Here is a 22231-nt window from a genome sequence, read left to right as displayed (position 1 = left end):
AAGGATACACGCCTAGAAACTATTTATTTCTTAATTAGTCTTTGAGTTTGTAATATGTTACCATTTTCATCCTGTACAGATAATATATATATTCCAGCTTGACGAATTCCTGGTTGAATCGAAGTCATATTATATTTTGATGTTGTAGAAATAGATTTTGTAAATATGGTATTCCCAGCCATATTATAAATAGTTACTTCATACGATTTTCCGGGAATTAAATGTGAATTCAGAATGTGAATTTCGTTAGTAAATGGATTAGGGTGAAATGCAATACTATCTGTATTTTCATATACGGGAGGTGCAACTATCTTAGAAGTAAAAGTATTGCTTCTAGAAGTACCACATGCTGCTATAAATTCCCAACCTGTTGAAGTTCTTTCAAATAAATTGCCTTGATATGTCACTTTATCTCCCACTGCATAACTCACTCCGCTTTGCCATGAAGATATACCATCACAAACATCTACAGGATCTGTTCCCGAAGTATAATTTACAATAAACCTGGCTGCTTTACTTGATCCTCCTTCATAAGAGTCTGCAACTCTTTTGGCCGATGTACTGGTTAAACTTACTCCCTTACCACGTATTATAAAACTTACATTATTACCCGATGACCAATTACTTTTATTAACAAGGCTTTGCACCATTGTTTTTAGATTTGGTGTACGTTGCGCACTTCCGTTTTGATTACTAGACCAGGACTGTGGTTCCCAGGTTACTTTACTTGAAAATGTATTTCTATTTGATACCTTATTTGAATTTGAAAACGCTGGTGAATTACTACTATCATGCAAAGAAATCTCTAATTCGGTAGCGGCACTATTGCTCTCATCTGCTGTAAATTGTAAATAAGCACTGGTGATGGTAGCATTTTTAGGCACTCCTACCGATCTGAAACGAAGTCCAATCACCTGATATCCTGCACTACTATAACTATCATAAACCAGTTCTAAGTCACTACTATTGGTATATAAATCACCATTTTCACGCTCTTCTACGTCGTCACTTCCTGAAGAAATAGCAACATCTACCGTTCCATTATCAGGATCGGGGTCTACCACAGTTCCTTTATTGATAGTTACTACACTACCGTTTGAAGGGTTCCAAATATCTAAATTATTAGGTATAGTAAATACGTTATTATTGGATAAAGAACCTACTTGAGAAGCATTATCTACCCTAATCGTTCTTGTTTCAATTTTGTCTTCATCGACAAAAATCCATTTAAATTGATTGAATCTGGAAGAGTTTCTGGTCCAATCTTTATTATCATTATTCGTACGTAATGGGGCACCCCAGCATCCTTCCCCTACATATACGGTTCCATTTTGATCATCTCTTCTAAAACCTTCATCACTTCCTGATCCTGTTGTAGGTCTTACTGGCCATGTAGTTTTTACAGTATGTGAATCACATTCTACTACCAACTTCACTCCCTTTTCATAAAATAATTGTGCCCAATTGTTATACTGGCTATTCCCTTCAGATTTTGAAGAAACATGAGGTCTCATTGGTTTATGGTACTGGGCGACTTTCCAAATTGTATTGGCATTGGCATTTAAATCATTTTGTAACCAAGTAGTTTGACTTCCAGAGATAGAAATTTCTGTATTCAAGGTATATGCACGTATTAGATTATTACCAAACGTAATTGCATAATAAACACTTGATGAGGGTACATCAAACAGATTATAAATACTATTATTACTATCCTCATGATTACCTCTAGCTGCAACAATTGGGAACATTCTATTATCGTTTGCAATAGTAAGTTGCCAATCATCAAACCATTCTCTCCATTCTGAACTACTATCACCATTGGTCATATCTCCTCCAAAAAGTATTGCATTAGGTTTTAGTTTTGAGACCAAAAGATTAGCATTTCTTCTAGGAGTTCTATTGTTTCTGGAGTCACCTCCTGCTATGAATGATAATCTGCTATTATTTGATGGGGCAGTCTTAAACCAAAAACGTTCGCTAGTTCCTTGACTATCTCTTATTACGAAGTAATATGCGGTATTAGGTTGCAAACCTGTTAATCGAGCAAAATGGTTATTCATACTTTTATAAGAAACTACTCTATCTGGAGTTTTAGAGTTGGGATAGCTGTTGTAATTGGTTCCATAATCTGTAGTACCATAATATACAATTGGGTTACTTCCTGAAGTTTGATCCCATCCTATTACGATGGATGTGGCGGGATTTCCTCTTAAAGTCAGACGATATTTACCATTTGAGGCCTGAAGTTGTAATCCTAATAGAAAAAGAGCTAAAAGAATGTAATATTTTTTCATGATTAGTGTGTTTGTTAGGTTGCCTAAATTTACAATTTGATACTGTGTTACATAAACTTCTAAAGAATGTTAACTAAGAGTTAACTACCATAACGTAAGTTTTTACAAAACATAACAATGATTTCAATTACCTTTAACATGATTAGAATTTACTTTGCACTATGAAAAACTCAAAAGTTCTAACACTTATTCAAATTTCAGTATTCTTAATTTTTATAGGTAGAGCATGGCAACATCTATTTTGGGATGCTCCGTATCGATCCTTTTTTTGGGATGAATCTTTACTCAAACCCTTAGTAGAGAACCTTTTTAATATTTCCTGGCAAGATTATGTCACCAGTAGTACTACAGACCATACTATTCAAAATATTATTAGAGGAAACGGAATTATATACTTAATTGCTGCAATTGTAACCTTAACCATCAGAAAAAAGAGTACTATCTGGCAAAAGTTACCCATTTATCTAGGAGGTGTTAGTCTTGTTCTATTGTCTATTTTAATGACCAAAGAAAAGTTTTATCATCTTGCTCAGTTTTTTGAGCATAGTATCCAGTTTGGATTACCATTTGTTTACCTCTTTTGTTTTAATAATACTATTACTGAAAATCGAATCACTCTTATACTAAAAATATTAATTGCTGTTACTTTCTTTTCTCATGGTCTTTATGCATTTGGTTTTTATCCTGTCCCTGGAAAATTTATAGATATGGTTATTCAAATTTTTGGATGTTCTGAACCGACAGCGGTTACATTCTTGTATGTAGCAGGAATAATCGATTTTATGTTAGCTATTCTCATTTTCATTCCTGTAACAGAGAAATATGCATTATGGTATGCAGTGATATGGGGGTTGCTTACAGCATTGGCCAGAATTGTAGCCAATTTTTACATTGATTTCCCTCTAGCATCTATTCATCAAAATTTACATCAAGTAATTTATAGACTTCCTCACGGTTTGGTTCCGTTGGCTGTACTTTATCTTACTTCGCATTATGATACTATGATAATATTTCATAAAAGAAAAAAGGCCGCTGCTTAGACGGCCTTTTCCCATTTTCTCAACAAATCAATTAGTTAATAATAAAACGCTCAACAGTCTTCATCTGTGAATTCTCAAGTTTAAGCATATACATACCGGCTTTGAGAGATTCTACATTGATAGAACCATTATCATTAAGCTTTCCACTTCCAACTTTCTGTCCTACTAAATTAATTATAGAGTAGAAAGTGTCTTTGGATTGCCCATTATTAGGTATAAATACCTGTAATAAATTTCCTTTTTTAATTGGGTTAGGTGCAATTCTAATAGAAGAGAAAGCACCTTCATCTTCTGTACCTAGAAGTGCTGTAGTTGGTCCGAAATCTGCAACTCTAACAGAAGATCCGCAAGAACCTTCGTAAATTTTCACGTTAGAGAACGTAGAATTGTTTCCTGAGCCAGCATCGTTATCGTTTATGAACACGAGTCTATCCATGCTTCCAGTGTAGAAATTACCAACCGGAATTACATATGTAGTAGTCCCACTAGAATAATTATCAAAATTGGTTACACCATAGTTTTGTGTTCCATGAACTTTAAAATATCGTGTAGAGGTTAAGGTATTATCATTTTCAAAACCAACACCATGTATTTCTCCTTGAGATGAACTACTGAAGTCAAACTCTATAACTGTATTTGCTGTAACCGTATAATTAAGAGCAATATACTTCCAGGTATTGTTAGTAAGCACTAATGAAGCACCTCCACTACCTACAGAGAAGTTTCCAGCAGCATCCTGATTAGAGAATGATGTAATTGTAAAATCATTAAAGTTTAATGCATCACACGTAGGACCAGGATTTCCGGTACCCTCTTGAATACTAATTGCGTCTAGGGCTATATCACTTTGCCATCCCTGAGAACCACTACCAGTTACTACATTAAATCGCAATTGCACGCTAGCCTCTCCTGCATAAGCAGCAAGATCAACATCTGCAGCATTCCAGTTACTACCTTGAGCTCCGTTTCTACTAAATACACTTGACCATACTCCATCATTGTTGGTTCTTGCTTCAACAGTTAAACTATTGATAGCGCTACCTAGCATATGGTATTGGAATGAAAGCGTAGGTTGTGTTAAACCGCTAAAGTTTAAACAAGGTGAGTTTAAAATTGCTCTTTTATTTGGATATCCAGTACCATTTCCTGATGCTTCTACATAGATATACGTATTCCCATCTGCTGCACTGCTTGGTCCTGTACCGTTAGATGGTGTACCTCCAGAATTTCTGGTAAAATCTAAATCATCACCAGTTGTAGCTTGTGCCCAATCTCCAAAATTTGTTTCAAAACTTTCGCTGAATGGGAATGAAGCCACATCACCAGAACAATCTCCTGTTCCCGGACCAGGTCCTCCTCCATCACAAGGGTTTGTGAACGAAACTGTTTGGTCGGTCTGTCCATTAGATCCTCCATTATTGTTTTCATTTGCTCCTTCTCCTACACCTCTTTCAGCAAACGCTTTCCAGATTAAACAGCTATATTGTCCACCATATAGATCTTGATCTGCTTGAAGTATTCCATCACGACCAGAAACGAAACCAGGATTATTTGCTGTATTTTTAAGACCTTCTGTTACTAAAGCCATCGCGATATTGTTTCCTCCTGTACCATTATAAAAATCTGGATCAAAGCCTTCTTGATCTACTAATAACCAAGTCATATCCCAAAGAATAGTTGCAAAAGCGTATCCTACTCCATGAGGTCGTGCCAATCCACCAATGTCAGCATAATCTGTATCATTAATCGATCTATTTGTAGAATAACGTGTTGGTCTAATCCCTACTCCATTCACTCCTTGACCTAATACATAAGTACCTACACCTCTACCATCTGTTCCTTGATCACCAGCTTTCATGGTAAGCATCAGTCCAAACCAGTCTGACCATCCTTCACCCATTTGCTCAGATCCACCAAGCGTATTTGAAGATGGTCCACCTACCAAACGAATAGAAATACCATGACCATACTCATGAGCGATAATCACATTATCAAATGAACCATCACGTCCTGGGTTAGTACGATTCCAAAGGAACATTTGCATTCTAGGATTACCTCCATCTCCAGGAGTTGCAAAGTTTGCATTATTTGTTCCACTTCCATCCTGAGCATCTGCATTTACAGAATCACTCCCTGCACCACCATTTCCGTAGTTGTTTTCTTGGAAATTTCCACTGGCCTCATCAAAACCATATTGATAGAATACATCATGCATAATGTTATTCCAATAAAATAAGTTTACGATTGATGCATCTCTATAATTGCTAGGCGCTTGATTTAGATTCACAGGGAAATCAAAATCTAAACTTGCTCCTCCATTAGGAGAAAAACCTGTTCCGTTGTTTCCGTTACTGTCATCCTGAGCCCAAACGTTATTACCTCTAGTTATCGTAAATTCTGCCCCTGGTGATCCATTGGTGTCATGCCATCCGAATGGTGAAGCTGTTAAATTTGCAGGGTCTGTAGCGATACTACGATTTCCTTCATCAGGATTTCCAATTGGCATCGCGTAAACATTATAAGAATCTGGTGCCAACGCCGCCGTAGCCTCAGCTTTGGTCATTGGTCCTTCTACTTTTTTATCTAGAAGTACAGATCCATGATTATGATTTTCGTGTCCAGGACCATCAAAATTACAGGTGATTACCCAATCCTGCTCTTTTAGAATTGTGTTTGATACTGCATCTACATCGGCATTCCACCAATGTTGTGCATCTTTCTGATAAATACTTACATTCCAGCAAAGTCTAAGCTCATCTTTATGTAAGCGATATACCTGTTTTACTTTGATTGGCTCATCAAAAGCGGTAATACCGGAGTTTCTGTAAACAAAAACATTTTCTCCTTTACTCTTTTCAAGAGTTGGAGACAAACTTTTGGCAGAGGCCAATTTATGTCTACTTATAACCGCATTAATCGCATTTTCTGGAGAAGTAGATGCTTTTGTAGAAGTTACCTTTGCTTTAACTTCATTAACGAATTGATTAATTTCAAAAACAACCTTTCCATTATTCACATTTAACTTATATGTCCCATCAGTAATAGGAATATTGTTAAACATCTGATTAACATAAACGTGCTTCACGTTTTTGTTTAAAGAAGGAACTATATCGGTAATTCTCCAATTAGAATAGTCATTCAGTGTTTTTTCTGATTTTGAAGTACTTATTACCGCGTCACTAAAATGATTTTGGACAATAGATCTCATGTCCTGTTGTGCAAAAGTTGTCTGCCCAATGAAGAATACAAATAGGACAAACGAGTAGACTTTTTTCATAAAAAAATGTTTTGAGTTTGTGTATTACAAAATTAAAGAAAATTAAAGCCTAAGCGACAAAACATGATAAATACACATTTAATTACCACAAATTAACATTTCCATTAAAATATTTTCAACATTTTTGTTAAAAACTAATTTCACATAGTCCTGTCGTCCTTAACTATTATAAACACTAGCATTAACAAAATGTTAGGTTTTTTTTAACCTATAAACCCGATAGGATAAAAAATAACTATACCTTTAAGTGATTACGGGAAAAGTGTCGAATTTTTTTTTATTTTTTCACCTGAAAAACAAACATTTAGCATAAAAAACCCAAAATTTGATTAACAAAAACTTTTAAAGTCTAAACAAAATATTCTTGAAGTAAATATGAGATATCTCTCATAAATTTTAAATCGAATTAAGATGAAAAACGCAACCTTTGAAACTCAGTTACAGTCTTCTCATACTTTTTTGGTTCCTGAATTCATCGCTACAGGTTTTATAAATAATGGACAAAAAAGAGTAAAAGTAAAAGTTAGTTTTCAGAAAAAAATAATTGAATACCATGCAGCGATACAAAAATATCATGGACTTTATCATATTACATTAAATGCGGCAAACCAGAAAAAGTTAACTGTTTCTCCTATTGATCATTTTACCGTTGAACTTCTCGAAGACACCTCAAAATATGGTGTAGAAATGCCTGAAGAACTTGAGGCGGTTTTACAAAGTGATTTTCACGCTTCTGAAATTTTCGAATCATTAACAGACGGAAAAAAAAGAAGTATCATCTATTATATTCTAAAAATTAAAAATTCTCAAACAAGAATTGACCGTTCTATACGCATAACCGAAAACTTAAAAAGAGGAATTCGAGATCATAGAGAATTAATAAAGCCTATATAATAGTATACTTATTTCTCCTTTAAATACTTTGACAAGTACGAAAACAGCCTTATCTTACGTTTACAAACGGAATATCAAATTTAGAATTATGAAAAGTTTACAATTGATAGTCATAGTCCTTTTATCTTTTATGGTTTACAGCTGTAAAGGAGAAAAGAAAGAAAGTACAGATCAGGACGATATAACGAAAACAGTACACTCCACTAAAAAAAAGGAAGACGACACTACCAAAACTATAAGTTTTAATCTTGATCCAAAAAGTGAAAGTAACGTAACTGGTAAAGTTACCTTTATGGAAGCTGAGGGTATTGTTAATATGACTGCAGAACTTACTGGACTTAGCAAGGGGGAACATGCCATACACATTCATGAAAAAGCAGATTGCTCTTCGTCTGACGGAAAATCGACTGGTGGACATTGGAATCCCACCTTGGAACCTCATGGAAAATGGGGTGCCAAAGAAGGTTTTCACAGAGGAGATATTGGTAATTTTAAAGCAGACGATGAAGGAAATGGGGTGATTAACTTTGCAACCAACGAATGGTGTATAGGATGTGATGATAAGAAAAAGAATATTCTAGGTAAAGCGATTATTGTACATCAAGGAGTAGACGATTTTACATCACAACCTTCTGGTGCAGCAGGAAGTAGAATAAGTTGCGGAGGAATCATACAATAGTTATATACCTAAAAACCAAAAAGAGGTACATACCTCCTTTTTTACTCTTCAGAATTGTTGATTTGGGACTAATCGTAAACAATATTGATGCAACCCACCGAATTAATTAAAGGCTTACAAAAAAAGAATCAAGATGCTTTTAGACGTATCTATGATATGTATGCTGATAATATTTTTGGTGTCATATATACTATTCTACGAGATGAGACATTGGCCGAAGAAGTTTTACAAGACGTATTTATCAAAATATGGAATAATGCCCATACATACTCTGAAAAAAAGGGCCGTTTCTTTACCTGGATTCTTAACATAGCCCGTAACGCAGCTATCGATAAAACTAGGTCTAAAAGTTTCAGGAATTCTTCGCAAAACCTAAATGCCGATTTTTTCGTAGATATATTGGAAGACAAAACTAATTTCTCTAGTAAAATTGATAGCATAGGTATAAAAAAGTATATTAAAGTTTTAGAACCCATGTGTAAGAAAATAATTGACCTTCTATTTTTTAAAGGATTTACACAAAAAGAGGCTGCCGAAAATTTAGAGATTCCATTGGGAACAATAAAAACAAGGAATAGAATTTGTATTCAAAAACTAAAAGAAGTCTTAGAAATTAAATAATGGATATTAAAGCATACATAGCATCAGGAATTTTAGAACTTTATGTTTCGGGTTCTCTTTCAGAAAAAGAGAATGCCGAAGTATACGAGGTTTTGAAAAAACATCCCGAAGCTATGGCCGAAGTTGAACGTATCGAAAAATCACTTCAACAATTATCGGGTGCTTTGGCCCCTAATCGCAGTGATACTATTTTCTCACAAATTCAAAGTAATATACAAGAAGATCAAAAACAAGTTATTCCTGTTACCCGCAAACGTAGTAGCTTACCTACTTATATCGCATGGGCAGCTTCTATTGCGTTACTCCTTGGCTTATTTACTCAATTGAACAAAAACAAAACACTAAAACAACAACTGGTTAAAAATCAAATTGAACAACAACTACTAGAAGGAAAGCTTAAGGTTGCTGAAGAAGATTTAACTACTACCAAAAACATATTGAGCGTTCTCAGAAATAAAGATATTCTTCAGGTACCTTTACCTGGCCAAAAAATAGATCCCACTGCTTATGCTGCGGTTTATTGGGATAAGGATTCAGAAAAAGTATATATAGACGTAGCTGGATTACCTACCCCTCCTCCAGGGAAAGTATACCAAGTATGGTCTTTAAAATTAAACCCCCTTACTCCTACCAGCTTAGGGATATTGGATCAATTTGATGATAATAAAAACAAAATTTTCTTATTAAAAAATCAAAATGAATCTGAGGCTTTTGGAATTACTTTAGAACCAGAAGGTGGAAGTACATTTCCCACTCTGGAAATGTTGTATACACTAGGTACAATCGAATCATAAAAAAACAGGATTAAGATTTTCATCCTAATCCTGTTCCTATATGTTTAACATAAATGAATTCTCAATTAATTGCTTTCTGCAATCTGAGCTCCACTATTGATATAAATATTTGCTCCTGCAGGTAATCTGTCTATTTCGAAACTGTAAGAAGTTGTTGGAGTATCGAATTGCTCTGACACTGTGTTTGGAGTATCAAATCTTGAAGAACCATAGCTAAAATTAAGTTCACACATTTCATACCCGGCATTCACCTCATAAGAAATTTGATATCTACTTCCTTCTAAAGCTTTGATATTGATATGACCTACTTCTGTGCTAGTACTAATATCACAACCATTGGTATTAGTAATCAATTCAATATTAAACCCATCTGGTCCTCTACTATCTAAGAACGTATACGCAAAGAATGTATTTAATACATCATTTTCACAAATTCCACATTGCTCATGGTAACCATATGCTTGCACACACTCTGCTTGACATTTTTCTACACAATATTCGAATGATCTTACCCACTCTCCATAATAGTAACATCCAGAATAGTAAGAGTATGTATACTCTTGAGTAAGGTTTTTGTTATAAGCAAAAGCAGAATAGAAACAGCTACTGTTCTTGTCATAAACTTTAGAATATGCTACGATCTCAAAACAATCTAGATTGATTGAAGAAAGTGGAATTACGTAAGTTGCTTTTTTCATTCCTCCGAAGTAATAAGGAAAAGCCTTGAAGTTAAACTTACGAAGATTAGGAAACCCATTAGAATAAAAAGGAATTTGTCCTTTTTCTCCAATATATAGATACACTTTCTTCATGTACCTAGATTTATTTGCTCTAAAAGTTAAGTAAAGGTTCTCTTCATCGTTTGAAACTACAACCTTTCCTACTTTCAACTTTCTAGAACCTACTAATAGAGGCATAGTTGTAGACTCTCCACAAGCCTTAGCTTTTACCTGATCTGGAGTAAGATCTGATGGTTTTAATAATGTGTAATCATAATTCCAATACGATTTTGCTCCTTCTTCAAGAATTGGTGCTTCTTCATCTGCTTCAAAAGCTTCTTCTTTCGGCAGGCCTTCTGTTCCATCATTTTTTACAAAATCAAGCTCAGCAACCGCTTCAGCCGATTCATTCATTTGTTCGTTTTCCTCATCTTTACTACAAGATGCAAAAATTAATAGTAACGCAATAAACGCATACTTCAATACAAAGTAATTTTTTTTCATAATAAAAGGTTTTGGTTGATAATGTTTTTTCCCCGAGAGCAGCAAAACTATAAAAAACAAATTTTAAAAGTTAGTTGGAATTCATAAAAACGATGTAAGTAAAAATAACATCGACCATCTTCATACTTGTGCACTAAATTTGGATCATTAAAAACCATTTTGTAGGAGAAAAAAACTTACCTACCTCCCTGTAGGTAAGCTTTTTACAAACATCAAAAAAAAACAAAAGCTACTACTCAAAAATTATAGGCAATTGTCATTCCCACAAAGAAAGAGTCATCATTCAGGAAATAAAATCCTTCATCAAATGCATACCCTTCAGATAGGTTTGCGATGGTTGCAAATTCGGGTTCAAACCAGTTATTATTAAGAATATTCTGTACACCTATTCCTAATTCCCAATTAGTTTTGGTATAAACCAATTCTGCATCTGTAGCCAACGAAGAAATGTCATAATTTTGCTGATTTACATACCTATAACTTAACCCTCCTACTACATTGTTTGAAAGTGCAATTCCAAAACCTCCTTCTACGCTTAATTCTTTTTGAGTAATTCCCGAAATGTAATTTGTGGCATAGATAATTTCTGTATTAAAACTTAACCAGTCATTTACCCCATACTTCAACCCTAAGTTTACCGCTTTAATTTTTGAATCTGTTTCTACTTCGGCTAGCCCTTCATCATCAAAATAGTTAAAGTTTTCATCTAAGTTAAATTCTCTATATCCGGTATTTAAGGTTAAATCTGGAATGGGATTCCATTCTATACCAAAATTCATTTCGAGTCCTTGAGACAATTCTTCGTGATCTAAACCCACTCTAAAATCTAACGCAATTTTCCAATTTTCAGCTATAATCGTTTGTAGATTCAACATTGCCATAGAAAGGTTTTTGTGTCCTATATTAGAAGTTTCGGCTTCCTGAGTAAACTGATTTAAAAAAACACCAGCGTTAATCGATACCTCTCCAACTTCGAATTCTTGTTTTAACATTGCCCAAATATTATTTACAGAAAAAATATTGGGAAAGATCGCATCATCTTCATCGATTACAATAACATCCTTACCATAGTTTGAGCTGTGAATACTGCGATTTACAACTATTTGCCCTAATTGAATTTCAGGAAGCTTTGTTACCTTCAATTCATCCGATGTTCTTTCTAGAACCTGACCATTAAGCCCTAGTCTGCAACCAACAAAAAAAATGATATACAATAGTAAACGACTCATCTTCTATTGTTCTTAAGAAAAACTATAGGTTATGAATTTCATTTACCACCAATGGCCCTAGTTCGTAACTGCTTTCAAGTAGCTCTTTCTTAAATCTTTTTACTTTTTCTTCATAACCATTGGCCTTATATATTTGAGCAAGATGCAAGCTAGCCGTTGGCTCAAAAGTTTTACCCTGTACAAACTCTTTGGCTATTTCTAGTGCTTTTTGATATTCTCCTTTTAAGAAGAAAATGTAGGCTAAATGATCATAGGTTTCTGGAGTCTCCCTATTTGCCACTTCTTTTTTCATAATCCTCAAAGCGGTGTCAAAATCTTCTTCCTCCTCTGCTAGCACCAATGCATTTATTGTATTATACATTTCTCCATAGCGGTCATCTTTAACCATATCTGTATACTTTTGAATGTTGATTTCCTTTGTAGATAGATCATTTTGGTATGCCGCGATTTCAGCTTTAAATAAAAAATAATCTGGAGCTTGATACGAGGTTAAAATAGCATCAATAATTCGCAATGCTTCTTGTGGATCTTTTTCATAGGAATATGCTATCCAAGCAATTCCTTTTTTAGCATATGCATTGGAAGGATCTAATTGCAATGCCATGAGGTAATGCTCATAGGAAGCTTTAATTTTTCCTGCATGCCCATAATAATCTGCCAAATTGGTATAGGACCATAGCATTAATCCTTTATTATTACTACTTTCTGCAATAGTCTTTGCTTTTTCCATATTACGTATGGTAGCATCTAGTTTTCCTTTGTAGTCATTCCATTTTGCTAATCGAATCAAAAAATTATAATTGTTTTGATCTGCTAGACTCTTAAGATATTCCTCGGCTTGCGCATACTCACCTAATTCCATAGTAGCATCAAACAATACCATTTGAGTAGAAGAATTTGCGACCAATTTGTGGGCTCGTAATGCTGCTTGCTTAGCTTCCCTAAATCTATGTTGAGAAATATAGTTTTGAGCCAAAGCCAATAGGTATGTTTCTTTTTTAATTGCAGCTTTCTTCACAGATTGCACCAACAATGCCTCTGCAGATTTTAAATATTCTATTTTTCCGGTAGCTTGAAACAACTTAGAGTATTCTCCCGCAGCAGAAGCCATTGCCAATATCTGGATACTATCGTTTTGTATTTTATGATTCCAAAAATTTAATCTTAATGTGGAATCTCCGGTAATTTTACTTTCGGTAACTTTTAGGAACTTATCATATTCATTTGAGTTAAGCACCTTATCTTCATTAATCTGGCAAGAAAAAATACTGCCAGAAAATATAATTAGGTATAATATATATGGTAGTTTCATTTTATTTCTTTTGTAGTTTGTTGACAAGGCTTGCGAATCATTAATTGTGATTATTTTCTGCAAGCCTTGTCCTAAAAATTTAAATTAGTTTTACATTTATAGACTATGCGGAGGTTCTAAATAAGGAAAAGAATTTAAAGGCGTTTCTCCTGAATTATTTACTCCATCTGTTACTAAAATTGGTAAGTCTGGGGTTCCGTCTCCGTTGGTATCTTGACCATTAAACCTATCTCCATTTTCTCCCCCGAATACTAGCACCAAAGAAATATCTATGATATCATCTGTAAGTGTTCTCCCTGTTAGCACATTGGTCCCATCAAAATATGTGGTCGGTGCATCTGGTGCTACCTGTAAAACATCTGCAGCCAATATTGTCGTTAATGTCGCGGCATCAAGACCTAAAATATTTGTTTCATATTCTGCACCAAACGCAGCATGCAATGCCACTGCCCGATCTAAAAACAAAGGTTGAAAAGTCGCTACCTGTTCTGAAGGAATAGTAACATTAAAGTCATCTTTGATTTCTGAAGTACCGCTAAGAACTGTATTTATACCTGGTCTTCCCATTTGATCTTCCTGAACGAAAGTTCCTGTAAAATCTAATTCTTGAGGAAGATCTGTTATATCATCATCATTGTTACAACTTGTTAATCCTGCTACCAATAGTATGGATAACAACGTATATTTTATATTGAAAGTTTTCATAATGTTTTCTATTTTATATTGAATTGATTACTGTCTCCTTTTTGCTTCTACCCATGTATTGAATACCTCTACTCCTGTTCCTGCTGGATGGCTAAATGTTCCTCCTAACAATGAATTAGGCACTTCAACTACAATTGATAATACATTGGTTCCATCGAAATCATCATTCCCTGGGTTGTTGAAACCATTGGGAGCCATTCCTCCTATTACGGCATTAAATTGTGTGAAATCAAAAAAGAATGGATCTTCACGGAGTCCGGCGAAATAGGATATCCCATTTTCAGTAGCTGTAGCCGCAGATGCTCCTGTGCTTATTTCTACTTTACCCATATAGGTAGCATTTTCATCTATTGTACTATTTAGTCCGGTTGAAGAAGGTGCAAATGGGCCAAAGAAATACATAAAATCATCTCTGGAAATTGCTTGAATTACCAAATCTTCAATTAAGTCACCATTATTGTCAATATTAATCTCTACCAATACATTCTCATCAAATGTGGCCGAATTACCCGCTGGCGCCAGAGAACTCTGTACATTCGCCACAAATACAGTATTATCTGTATTTGCCCCCTCAAAAGCATAGAAATCTGTTATATCGGCGGTTGTACCCATTACAGCAGGTGCATCTAAGTGATCTGCAGCCATAAGTACTACTCCAATAAAAAGAAGACTCGCAATAACCCATAATTTTGTTTTTTTAATAAGGTTCATTTTTTATAATTTTAAAAGTTTACGGTCATACTTACGAGTGAGTACAGATCACGGTTTTTATATAAATGTTAAATTTTTACTAAAGAATTTAATACGCTTCTTAAACTGAGAATTGCTATTAAGACAAAAAATAAAGCTAACTTTGTAATGAATTATTCATTGATCTATGAACCCATCTACTTCAGGTTGGATAGAGAAATTCTTAAGGGATTTAGACGATGACCCTTCTCTATTACAATGTTCTCTTGATGAACTATACTCAAACCTTCGTGAGGTAGGATTTATCTATGGCACTTCAATAGATACGGTTATTGCCAACACTACAGATATTGCATATTCTGAAGAAGAGCGCACCAAAATAAACTTGTTTGCATCCTTAGTAGTTATCTACTACGATAGCATAGAGAATGCCAATAAAAAAGATTGTATAAAAGCATTGTTACAATTTTATGATTATCTGGATATCAAAAAATCTTTCTTTTCTTTTGCCAACGTTTTGACTGTAAGTAAAATGGAAAAGCTGGAGAAAGTAATTCATACTAGAATTCAAACCAACGAATCCATCTTTAGAAAAAACTTTAGTCATTTACTAACCAACGCTTTGTTATTTATTGATGTGTTAGCGTTTGAGTATTTCTTGATTCATGATAAAAATCCGTTTGAATATGCTGCCAAACTAGAAGAGACATTGACCAATACTGCTTTTCTAGCATTGAACTCTAAGGAAAAACAAGACGATTACGACAAATTATTGATTAAGCTTTTTGCTTCGTCTGTTCGATACACCAACATTTCTACCGATGAAGAAGCAAGTTTTGACTATATAGAATTAGATCCTTATCAAGATGAAATTGAAAAGAGATACATCATCGATCTTACAAGTTTAGCAGTATGGAATGATGAGGAGTTGGACCAAAGCGAACTCACTTTTATGTCTGCTTTGGGAGCAGAACTAGAACTACCCGATCATATAGTAAAAGAGTCGGTGAATCTTGTAAAAACTTTTATTAATACTCATAAAGAGGACATTGCTTTTTTTAAATATTCAAATCCTGCACTACACTTTTATCAACAGACCTCTAGAACGGTAAGTATTTTGGTACTCCGCAATAAAAAAAGACTTATCAAAGAAATTACAGAGAGCAAAGATTTAATGTTACTTTTGGGGCAATCTGCAGTTAGAGACTTGTCTCAAGAAGAAAAAAAACAGGTAAAACAACAACTACTCGATATCTGTAAAACTATACCATCTCTGGCCATCTTTATTCTTCCAGGGGGTAGTCTTTTATTACCTTTATTAGTGAAATTTATACCTCAGCTATTGCCTTCGGCTTTTAATGAGAACAAGTAACTACAACTCAAGTTTTTTAAGTTCTTCATAGTTTCTCTTCAATCTTCTGGTGAGTATACCATAGATTACTCTATAAAATAATGCCACAAGACCTACAAAAATAGATAATACAATTATAGCACTAATAATAATGATAAAAATTGGTACTTTTTCTTGGTCAGCTTCTACTACGTAAGCATCGGTAAAGGTTGCAAGATAACCAACTACAGCTAGTGCTGTTAGGGTAAGAAAACTTAGATTTATCCAGACGTAATATTTAACTGTTTTTCTTGTTTTCAAAATATTCTGCATTAATACCTTGGCAGAATCTGTGGTTTGAATTCTTTTGTAGTTACGGTAAAACCTAAGAATGAAATATAGTAGAATTCCATAAGAAAAGATCGTTGAAACAAACATAAATCCTTTTAAGTTATACTCTTCAAATTCATTAAAGTCCCCTGTAAACCTTACAATCACATCAATGCTCATCCACAAAATAAATTCCAGTACGCATATGATAAAAAGCCATTTCACCATAGAAGATGATTTCTTTAATATCATCCTATAGATTTGATCGTAGGAAAGCTTTGGCAACTCACCTTCTTGCTTTTTCCATTCTTTTTTTAATAATTCTAATTCATCCATAAGGGACTAAGGATTTAATATTTTTTTCAATTTCGTTTTAACACGGTTCATTTTAACTCTGGCATTAACCTCACTAATACCCATTGTATCAGCAATTTCCCTATATGATTTATCTTCCAGGTATAAGAAAACCAATGCTTTTTCTATATCGTTTAGCTGCTTAACCGCTGCATACATTAATTTCAATTGCTGCTCCACCTCATCATCATACTCTTCTGCCTTTATCTTGAAATTCATGGTATCAAGATCTGTTGTACTTATACTTCTCTTAGATTTTCGATAAAGCGTAATAGCAGTATTTAATGCAACCCTATACATCCAAGTGCTAAATTTTGCTTCTCCTCTAAATTTTGGATAAGCTTTCCATAGCTGAATCGTAATCTCTTGAAACAGGTCATTATGTGAGTCGGGATCACTTGTATATATCCTACAAACCTTGTGCACAATATTTTGATTTTGCTCAAGATGGGTTACAAAACTATGTTCTAATTCTTTATTCACTTTGGTCGGTTACATCTTATAAGTAGTAAAGAAATCATTTACGTTACACAGAAATTATAAATTCTCTCATTTTTTAAACAAAAAGCCTGATTTTCTAGGGTATTTAAGGTTATCATTTTACCTTTGTACCACAACGCAACACATATGAATATTCCTTATACTAATTTACCAAGATTAGTTGTTATTGGTGGTGGTTTCGCCGGGATTGCATTGGCAAGAAAAATGGTGAAAGAAAATGTACAATTGGTTCTACTTGACCGACATAATTACCACACTTTTCAACCCTTACTTTATCAAGTTTCCACTTCATCTTTAGAACCCGATTCTATTGCATATCCATTACGAAAAGTAGTTAAAAGAGGTAAAAATACCTTTTTTAGAATGGCAGAAGTTGAAACTATTGATCCCACTACTCAAAAAGTATTTACCAATATTGGTAGCATTTCATATGACTATCTAGTCATTGCTACCGGAGCTAAGACCAATTTTTTTGGAAATACTACTATTCAGGATAATGCGATGCGTATGAAAAACCTTCCGCAGGCGTTAAATCTAAGAAGTCTGATGCTTGAAAATTTGGAACAGGCTGTTATCACTGAGGACCCTGAAAAGAGAAAGGAACTTTTAAACTTTGTGCTTGCTGGTGCTGGGCCTACAGGAGTAGAACTCGCCGGGGGGATTGCCGAATTAAAACTTAACGTGCTTCCTAGGGATTATCCAGATATGGATTTTAGCGAAATGGAAATTCATCTTATCGAAGGCGCTCCCAGGGTGTTACCACCAATGAGCGAAAATGCTTCAGAAAAGGCCTCGAAATTCTTAAAAAAGCTAGGTGTTCATATTCATCTCAATACTCAAGTAAGAAATTATGAGAATAACTTGGTAACTACAAACACTGATCTTTCTATTAAGACAGCCACCTTTATATGGTCGGCTGGTGTTACTGGTGCACCGGTCTCTGGGATTAACGCAGAAGCATTGATTCCAAGAGCAAATAGATATAAAGTAAATGAATATAATCTAGTAGAAGGGTACGAAAACATTTTTGCAATAGGAGACATTTCACTAATGGAGACTAAAAAGTATCCTAAAGGTCATCCAATGGTTGCACAGCCTGCAATACAACAGGGTAAACACTTAGCGAAAAACTTTAAAAAACTTCTTCAAGGGAAAGAAATGGTTCCTTTCACCTATTTTGACAAAGGCTCGATGGCAACTATTGGCCGTAATAAAGCAGTGGTAGACATAGGGAAATTTAAATTTGGAGGATTTTTTGCTTGGTTCATCTGGATGTTCATTCACCTTTGGTTTCTGGTAGGCTTTAGAAACAGGTTTATCACCTTCTTTAACTGGACCTATAACTATATCAATTATGACAAGGCAGCAAGACTTATCGTGCGTCCATATAAAAATAAAGAAAGTGCTCTAGAGGAGAAAGTCTAACTCACATATCCAGAGACATTCTCATATTTGATAAAGATGCAAGTATTTCTTTTCAATCTAGTGGGAAGAGAGAATTTCATTTTTTTCAATTGATCATTCTTTTTCTACAATTCGGTAAGTGTTTATTTCATAAAGCTATAAGAAAATTCATTTTTGACCCATCAATCAAAAATGATCACCATGAAATTTACACTAACCTTAGTTTTTATTCTCTTTTTATTTTCTGTTAAAGCGCAAACCACTATTTCAGGAAATGTTTCCGATTCTTCGGGTAACCCTATTCCAGGTGCCAACATCTATCTTGAAGGCACCTATGACGGGGCTTCATCTGATGAGAATGGTAATTTTACCTTTACTTCTTCTGAAACCGGACAACAAATACTTACCATATCATTTCTGTCTTTCGAAACCTTCACTTTGGTTGAAGATGTGAGCAAAATGATCAATTTAAAAATCAAACTCAAAGAAGACGTAAATTCTCTGGATAGTGTTATTTTGAATGCAGGAACATTTGCCGCTGGAGATAATAGTAAAGCTGCGGTTCTCACACCACTTGACATTGTGACCACCGCTGGTGCTGCAGGAGATTTTATTGGCGCATTACAAACACTTCCCGGAACTTCTAATAATGAAGAAGACGGAAGGTTATTCGTGAGAGGTGGAGATGCCAATGAAACCAATATATATATTGATGGTTTAAGAGTTTTTCAACCATTTGCAGCTACCACCAATAATATTCCTACAAGAGGACGCTTTTCTTCGTTCCTATTTCAAGGTACTAACTTTTCTACAGGAGGATATTCTTCAGAATATGGGGATGCATTATCAAGTGTTTTACTTCTAAACACCATCGATGAACCAGACCAGGAAAAAACCGAATTACAATTTATTAATGTAGGGTTAGGTGGAGGAAACACCCAAAAATGGGGAAAGAACTCACTTAGCATTAATGGTTTTTACTTGAACCTAGCCCCTTATCAGGAAATTATATCACAACGTATCGAATGGATCAAACCGTATGAATCTCTATCGGGTGAAGCCGTATACCGCCACAAGTTTAACAACGGACTCCTAAAAGTCTATGGAGGGTTGAGCTATGCCAGTTTCGACCTGATCCAAGATGATATCAATACACCTAACGGATTTAATTTTGGTCTCAAAAACAGAAACCTTTATATGAATTCAACCTATAATGGGACTTTAGGAAATGACTGGAAAATAGCAACAGGTTTAAGTTTTGCAAATGATTATAATGATATTGGATTTGAAGATACTGATGTTAAAGATGTCGAAAACAGCTTTCATCTTAAACTTAAGTTGAGAAAAAGGTTCAGCAATAGGTTTAAACTTAGTTTTGGGATGGAGCAATTTCTCAATTCATTTTCTGAAGACGCAACCAGTCCAGATTTTGGAGAATTCAATTCAAAATTTGAAAATAATAGTACTGCTGTATTTACTGAAGCCAATATATTCTTCAGTAAAAAACTAGCAATGCAGTTGGGTGTAAGAGGCGTACATAATACACTACTCAATAACACAAAAGTTTCTCCGAGAGCCTCATTGGCCTATAAAACCTCATCAAAATCCCAAATATCATTGGCTTATGGTGATTTTTATCAGGCTCCTCAACAAAACATCTTGAAATTTGATACCGATCTGGAGCCAGAGAAATCATCTCATTATATTTTCAATTATCTATATCAAAATAATGGACGACAATTAAGAGCAGAAGGATATTATAAAACCTATAAAAGTTTAGTAAAGTTTGATACAGAAATTCCAGAATTTGATAGCAACTTTACCAACCTAGGCGACGGTTATGCGGCAGGGGTTGATATATTCTGGAGAGACAATAAATCAATTAAAAATCTAGAATATTGGGCAAGTTATTCATATCTAAACACAGAAAGAGACTATAGAAACTACCCTAATAGAGCTACACCCAACTTTGCTACAGAACACAGTTTATCTCTAGTTACAAAATACTGGATAAGTGACTGGAAATCTCTATTGAGTACAACTTACAATTTTGGATCTGGAAGACCTTATAATGACCCAAATGAAAGTGTTTTTCAAAATAAGAAAACTAAGACTTTTAACTCTGTGAATTTTAGTTGGGCCTATCTTATTAGTCAGCAAAAAATATTGTATTTCTCGGTATCAAACGTACTTGGCTTTGATAATGTCTTTAATTATCAGTATTCGAATACTCCAGAAATGAATGGCAACTTCGCCCGGCAGCCGGTAAGACCCAACGCAGACAGATTCTTTATTCTAGGCTTTTTCTGGACAATAAGTGATGACAAAAACGATAATCAGTTAGATAATTTATAAACCTAAAAATTAGTATACGATGAAAACTATTTTAACCACTTGCCTAATGCTTATTATAAGCTCCGCATCTATTTTTTCTCAAGACGTAACTCAATCTATTCAAGTTAACATTAATGGAATAAAATCTAACGAAGGTACCATTAGAGTAGGGTTATACACTACCAAAAACAGTTTCTTGAACAAAATATATAAGGGAATTGATATAGAAGCAAAAATAGATGGTGTTCAAGTTACTTTTAAGAATATTGAACCCGGAGAATATGCTATTTCACTTTATCACGATGAAGATAATAACCAAACACTGAACACCTTTCTCAAAATCCCTACAGAGCCTTATGGAACCAGTAATAATGCAAAGGGCAAATTTGGACCTCCAAAATGGGAAGATGCCAGGTTCATAGTTTCAGATCAAACAGTTGTTCAAAATATCAAACTATAACATTGGTGACATTTCATCCCTAAAAAGCTACAACTCGGTAAGAAAAACTATAAAAAAACACCCAACCGAAGCATCTTTACACTATAATTATTTAAAAACACAACTATGAGAACTTTTATAATAGTATTTACAATAATAGTTAGCACTACGCTGCAAGCTCAGTCTCCATATGAAAAAGGCATGAATAAAGCCTTTGAATTATGGGGTAGTCAAAAACCAGATGAAGCAATTAATCTTTTCGAGCGTATTGGTAGAGCCGAAAAAGATAACTGGTTACCTTTTTACTATGCTGCACAAGTACATATTATTACAACGTTTAACATTAAAGATGCAAATGAGATAGAATCGAGACTTAAAAAGGCACAGGGTTTTCTTAATGAATCGAGAACATTCTCTAAGGAAAATGCAGAAATCTTGATTATGGAAGCCATGTTGAATACGGCTTACGTGGTATATAACCCATCGGTAAATGGGCCGTTATTATCTGCAAAAGTAGAGGAGCTTTATAGAAAAGCTAAAGTTTTAGAGCCTGAAAATCCAAGAGCAACCTTGTACCATGCAGAATGGAAAATGGGAGGAGCCAAATTCTGGGGTAAGGACCCTAAAGACTTTTGTCCTGAGGTAGAAAAAGCTATCTTGTACTTTGAAAAGGCGAAGAGCAACGACATTCCATTTTATCCATCTTGGGGTAAAGATCAGGTAGCACGAATTCAGCAAAATTGCAAGTAGTCTGCCATGGATGTTAAAAAACCAAAGG

Annotated in this window: 17 protein-coding genes and 1 pseudogene; 10 read left to right on the top strand and 8 right to left on the bottom strand. The window is 34.6% G+C overall.

Features of this window, described 5'->3' with window-relative positions; all coding sequences use genetic code 11:
- Positions 1 to 23: 23 nt before the first annotated feature.
- The gene (locus M0D21_RS15105; protein ID WP_248330984.1) at positions 24 to 2297 is read right to left on the bottom strand and encodes a fibronectin type III domain-containing protein; all 2274 of its coding nucleotides are present in this window, start codon (positions 2295 to 2297) and stop codon (positions 24 to 26) included.
- A gap of 161 nt (positions 2298 to 2458) precedes the next feature.
- Between M0D21_RS15105 and M0D21_RS15100 the strand changes: the two genes are divergently transcribed.
- A complete protein-coding gene (locus M0D21_RS15100; RefSeq protein ID WP_248330982.1) occupies positions 2459 to 3337 on the top strand; it encodes a DoxX-like family protein in 879 nt (292 codons plus the stop codon).
- A gap of 31 nt (positions 3338 to 3368) precedes the next feature.
- Here M0D21_RS15100 and M0D21_RS15095 read toward each other — a convergent pair whose 3' ends face one another.
- Positions 3369 to 6614 carry a M36 family metallopeptidase gene (locus M0D21_RS15095; RefSeq protein WP_248330980.1) on the bottom strand — a complete coding sequence of 1082 codons (3246 nt, stop codon included), beginning with the start codon at positions 6612 to 6614 and terminating at the stop codon, positions 3369 to 3371.
- Between the two features lie 411 nt (positions 6615 to 7025).
- On the opposite strand from M0D21_RS15095, the gene M0D21_RS15090 reads away from it, so the two are divergent.
- From M0D21_RS15090 to M0D21_RS15075, 4 genes are all read left to right on the top strand, one after another.
- Positions 7026 to 7508, top strand: a complete 483-nt coding sequence (locus tag M0D21_RS15090; protein ID WP_248330978.1) for a YdeI/OmpD-associated family protein — start codon at positions 7026 to 7028, stop codon at positions 7506 to 7508.
- Between the two features lie 88 nt (positions 7509 to 7596).
- A complete protein-coding gene (locus tag M0D21_RS15085) occupies positions 7597 to 8187 on the top strand; it encodes a superoxide dismutase family protein (protein WP_248330976.1) in 591 nt (196 codons plus the stop codon).
- Positions 8188 to 8274: 87 nt separating this feature from the next.
- Positions 8275 to 8808 (top strand): RNA polymerase sigma factor, encoded by a 534-nt coding sequence (locus tag M0D21_RS15080; protein WP_248330974.1) that lies wholly within the window; start codon positions 8275 to 8277, stop codon positions 8806 to 8808.
- Positions 8808 to 9602 carry an anti-sigma factor gene (locus M0D21_RS15075; protein WP_248330972.1) on the top strand — a complete coding sequence of 265 codons (795 nt, stop codon included), beginning with the start codon at positions 8808 to 8810 and terminating at the stop codon, positions 9600 to 9602. Before M0D21_RS15080 ends, M0D21_RS15075 begins: the two co-directional genes overlap by 1 nt.
- A 65-nt stretch (positions 9603 to 9667) precedes the next feature.
- On the opposite strand, the gene M0D21_RS15070 is transcribed toward M0D21_RS15075, so the two are convergent.
- The 4 genes and pseudogenes from M0D21_RS15070 to M0D21_RS15055 form a co-directional block, all read right to left on the bottom strand.
- Entirely contained in the window at positions 9668 to 10825 is a 1158-nt protein-coding gene (locus M0D21_RS15070) for a hypothetical protein (protein ID WP_248330970.1), read from the bottom strand.
- A 236-nt stretch (positions 10826 to 11061) separates the two neighbouring features.
- Positions 11062 to 12054, bottom strand: a complete 993-nt coding sequence (locus M0D21_RS15065; protein WP_248330968.1) for a hypothetical protein — start codon at positions 12052 to 12054, stop codon at positions 11062 to 11064.
- A gap of 22 nt (positions 12055 to 12076) precedes the next feature.
- Positions 12077 to 13366 (bottom strand): tetratricopeptide repeat protein, encoded by a 1290-nt coding sequence (locus tag M0D21_RS15060; RefSeq protein ID WP_248330966.1) that lies wholly within the window; start codon positions 13364 to 13366, stop codon positions 12077 to 12079.
- A gap of 96 nt (positions 13367 to 13462) precedes the next feature.
- Positions 13463 to 14773 (bottom strand): annotated as a pseudogene (locus M0D21_RS15055) (DUF4331 family protein).
- Between the two features lie 175 nt (positions 14774 to 14948).
- Between M0D21_RS15055 and M0D21_RS15050 the strand changes: the two are divergent.
- Positions 14949 to 16133, top strand: a complete 1185-nt coding sequence (locus tag M0D21_RS15050) for an LETM1-related biofilm-associated protein (protein ID WP_248330964.1) — start codon at positions 14949 to 14951, stop codon at positions 16131 to 16133.
- Here M0D21_RS15050 and M0D21_RS15045 read toward each other — a convergent pair whose 3' ends face one another.
- Complete coding sequence (locus M0D21_RS15045; protein ID WP_248330962.1) at positions 16134 to 16757, bottom strand: hypothetical protein; 624 nt, start codon at positions 16755 to 16757, stop codon at positions 16134 to 16136.
- A gap of 6 nt (positions 16758 to 16763) precedes the next feature.
- A complete protein-coding gene (locus tag M0D21_RS15040; protein ID WP_248330960.1) occupies positions 16764 to 17258 on the bottom strand; it encodes an RNA polymerase sigma factor in 495 nt (164 codons plus the stop codon).
- Positions 17259 to 17402: 144 nt separating this feature from the next.
- On the opposite strand from M0D21_RS15040, the gene M0D21_RS15035 reads away from it, so the two are divergent.
- The 4 genes from M0D21_RS15035 to M0D21_RS15020 all read left to right on the top strand — a co-directional run bounded on the left by M0D21_RS15035 (position 17403) and on the right by M0D21_RS15020 (position 22203).
- Positions 17403 to 18701, top strand: coding sequence for an NAD(P)/FAD-dependent oxidoreductase (locus M0D21_RS15035; RefSeq protein WP_248330957.1), 1299 nt, complete (start codon positions 17403 to 17405; stop codon positions 18699 to 18701).
- Between the two features lie 180 nt (positions 18702 to 18881).
- A complete protein-coding gene (locus M0D21_RS15030) occupies positions 18882 to 21035 on the top strand; it encodes a TonB-dependent receptor (protein WP_248330955.1) in 2154 nt (717 codons plus the stop codon).
- Between the two features lie 19 nt (positions 21036 to 21054).
- The gene (locus M0D21_RS15025) at positions 21055 to 21474 is read left to right on the top strand and encodes a DUF2141 domain-containing protein (protein WP_248330953.1); all 420 of its coding nucleotides are present in this window, start codon (positions 21055 to 21057) and stop codon (positions 21472 to 21474) included.
- A gap of 105 nt (positions 21475 to 21579) precedes the next feature.
- Complete coding sequence (locus tag M0D21_RS15020) at positions 21580 to 22203, top strand: hypothetical protein (protein WP_248330951.1); 624 nt, start codon at positions 21580 to 21582, stop codon at positions 22201 to 22203.
- Positions 22204 to 22231: the final 28 nt, after the last annotated feature.

Source organism: Aquimarina acroporae (genome assembly GCF_023195925.1).
GTDB lineage: Bacteria > Bacteroidota > Bacteroidia > Flavobacteriales > Flavobacteriaceae > Aquimarina > Aquimarina acroporae.
Note: the sequence above shows the minus strand (reverse complement) of the source record. Positions and strands in the feature narration are given on the sequence as shown.

Bases quoted from the DNA above. Each gene is read 5' to 3' on its own strand.
- M0D21_RS15105 (WP_248330984.1), bottom strand. From the start codon at position 2,297: ATGAAAAAATATTACATTCTTTTAGCTCTTTTTCTATTAGGATTACAA.
- M0D21_RS15100 (WP_248330982.1), top strand. From the start codon at position 2,459: ATGAAAAACTCAAAAGTTCTAACACTTATTCAAATTTCAGTATTCTTA.
- M0D21_RS15095 (WP_248330980.1), bottom strand. From the start codon at position 6,614: ATGAAAAAAGTCTACTCGTTTGTCCTATTTGTATTCTTCATTGGGCAG.
- M0D21_RS15090 (WP_248330978.1), top strand. From the start codon at position 7,026: ATGAAAAACGCAACCTTTGAAACTCAGTTACAGTCTTCTCATACTTTT.
- M0D21_RS15085 (WP_248330976.1), top strand. From the start codon at position 7,597: ATGAAAAGTTTACAATTGATAGTCATAGTCCTTTTATCTTTTATGGTT.
- M0D21_RS15080 (WP_248330974.1), top strand. From the start codon at position 8,275: ATGCAACCCACCGAATTAATTAAAGGCTTACAAAAAAAGAATCAAGAT.
- M0D21_RS15075 (WP_248330972.1), top strand. From the start codon at position 8,808: ATGGATATTAAAGCATACATAGCATCAGGAATTTTAGAACTTTATGTT.
- M0D21_RS15070 (WP_248330970.1), bottom strand. From the start codon at position 10,825: ATGAAAAAAAATTACTTTGTATTGAAGTATGCGTTTATTGCGTTACTA.
- M0D21_RS15065 (WP_248330968.1), bottom strand. From the start codon at position 12,054: ATGAGTCGTTTACTATTGTATATCATTTTTTTTGTTGGTTGCAGACTA.
- M0D21_RS15060 (WP_248330966.1), bottom strand. From the start codon at position 13,366: ATGAAACTACCATATATATTATACCTAATTATATTTTCTGGCAGTATT.
- M0D21_RS15050 (WP_248330964.1), top strand. From the start codon at position 14,949: ATGAACCCATCTACTTCAGGTTGGATAGAGAAATTCTTAAGGGATTTA.
- M0D21_RS15045 (WP_248330962.1), bottom strand. From the start codon at position 16,757: ATGGATGAATTAGAATTATTAAAAAAAGAATGGAAAAAGCAAGAAGGT.
- M0D21_RS15035 (WP_248330957.1), top strand. From the start codon at position 17,403: ATGAATATTCCTTATACTAATTTACCAAGATTAGTTGTTATTGGTGGT.
- M0D21_RS15030 (WP_248330955.1), top strand. From the start codon at position 18,882: ATGAAATTTACACTAACCTTAGTTTTTATTCTCTTTTTATTTTCTGTT.
- M0D21_RS15025 (WP_248330953.1), top strand. From the start codon at position 21,055: ATGAAAACTATTTTAACCACTTGCCTAATGCTTATTATAAGCTCCGCA.
- M0D21_RS15020 (WP_248330951.1), top strand. From the start codon at position 21,580: ATGAGAACTTTTATAATAGTATTTACAATAATAGTTAGCACTACGCTG.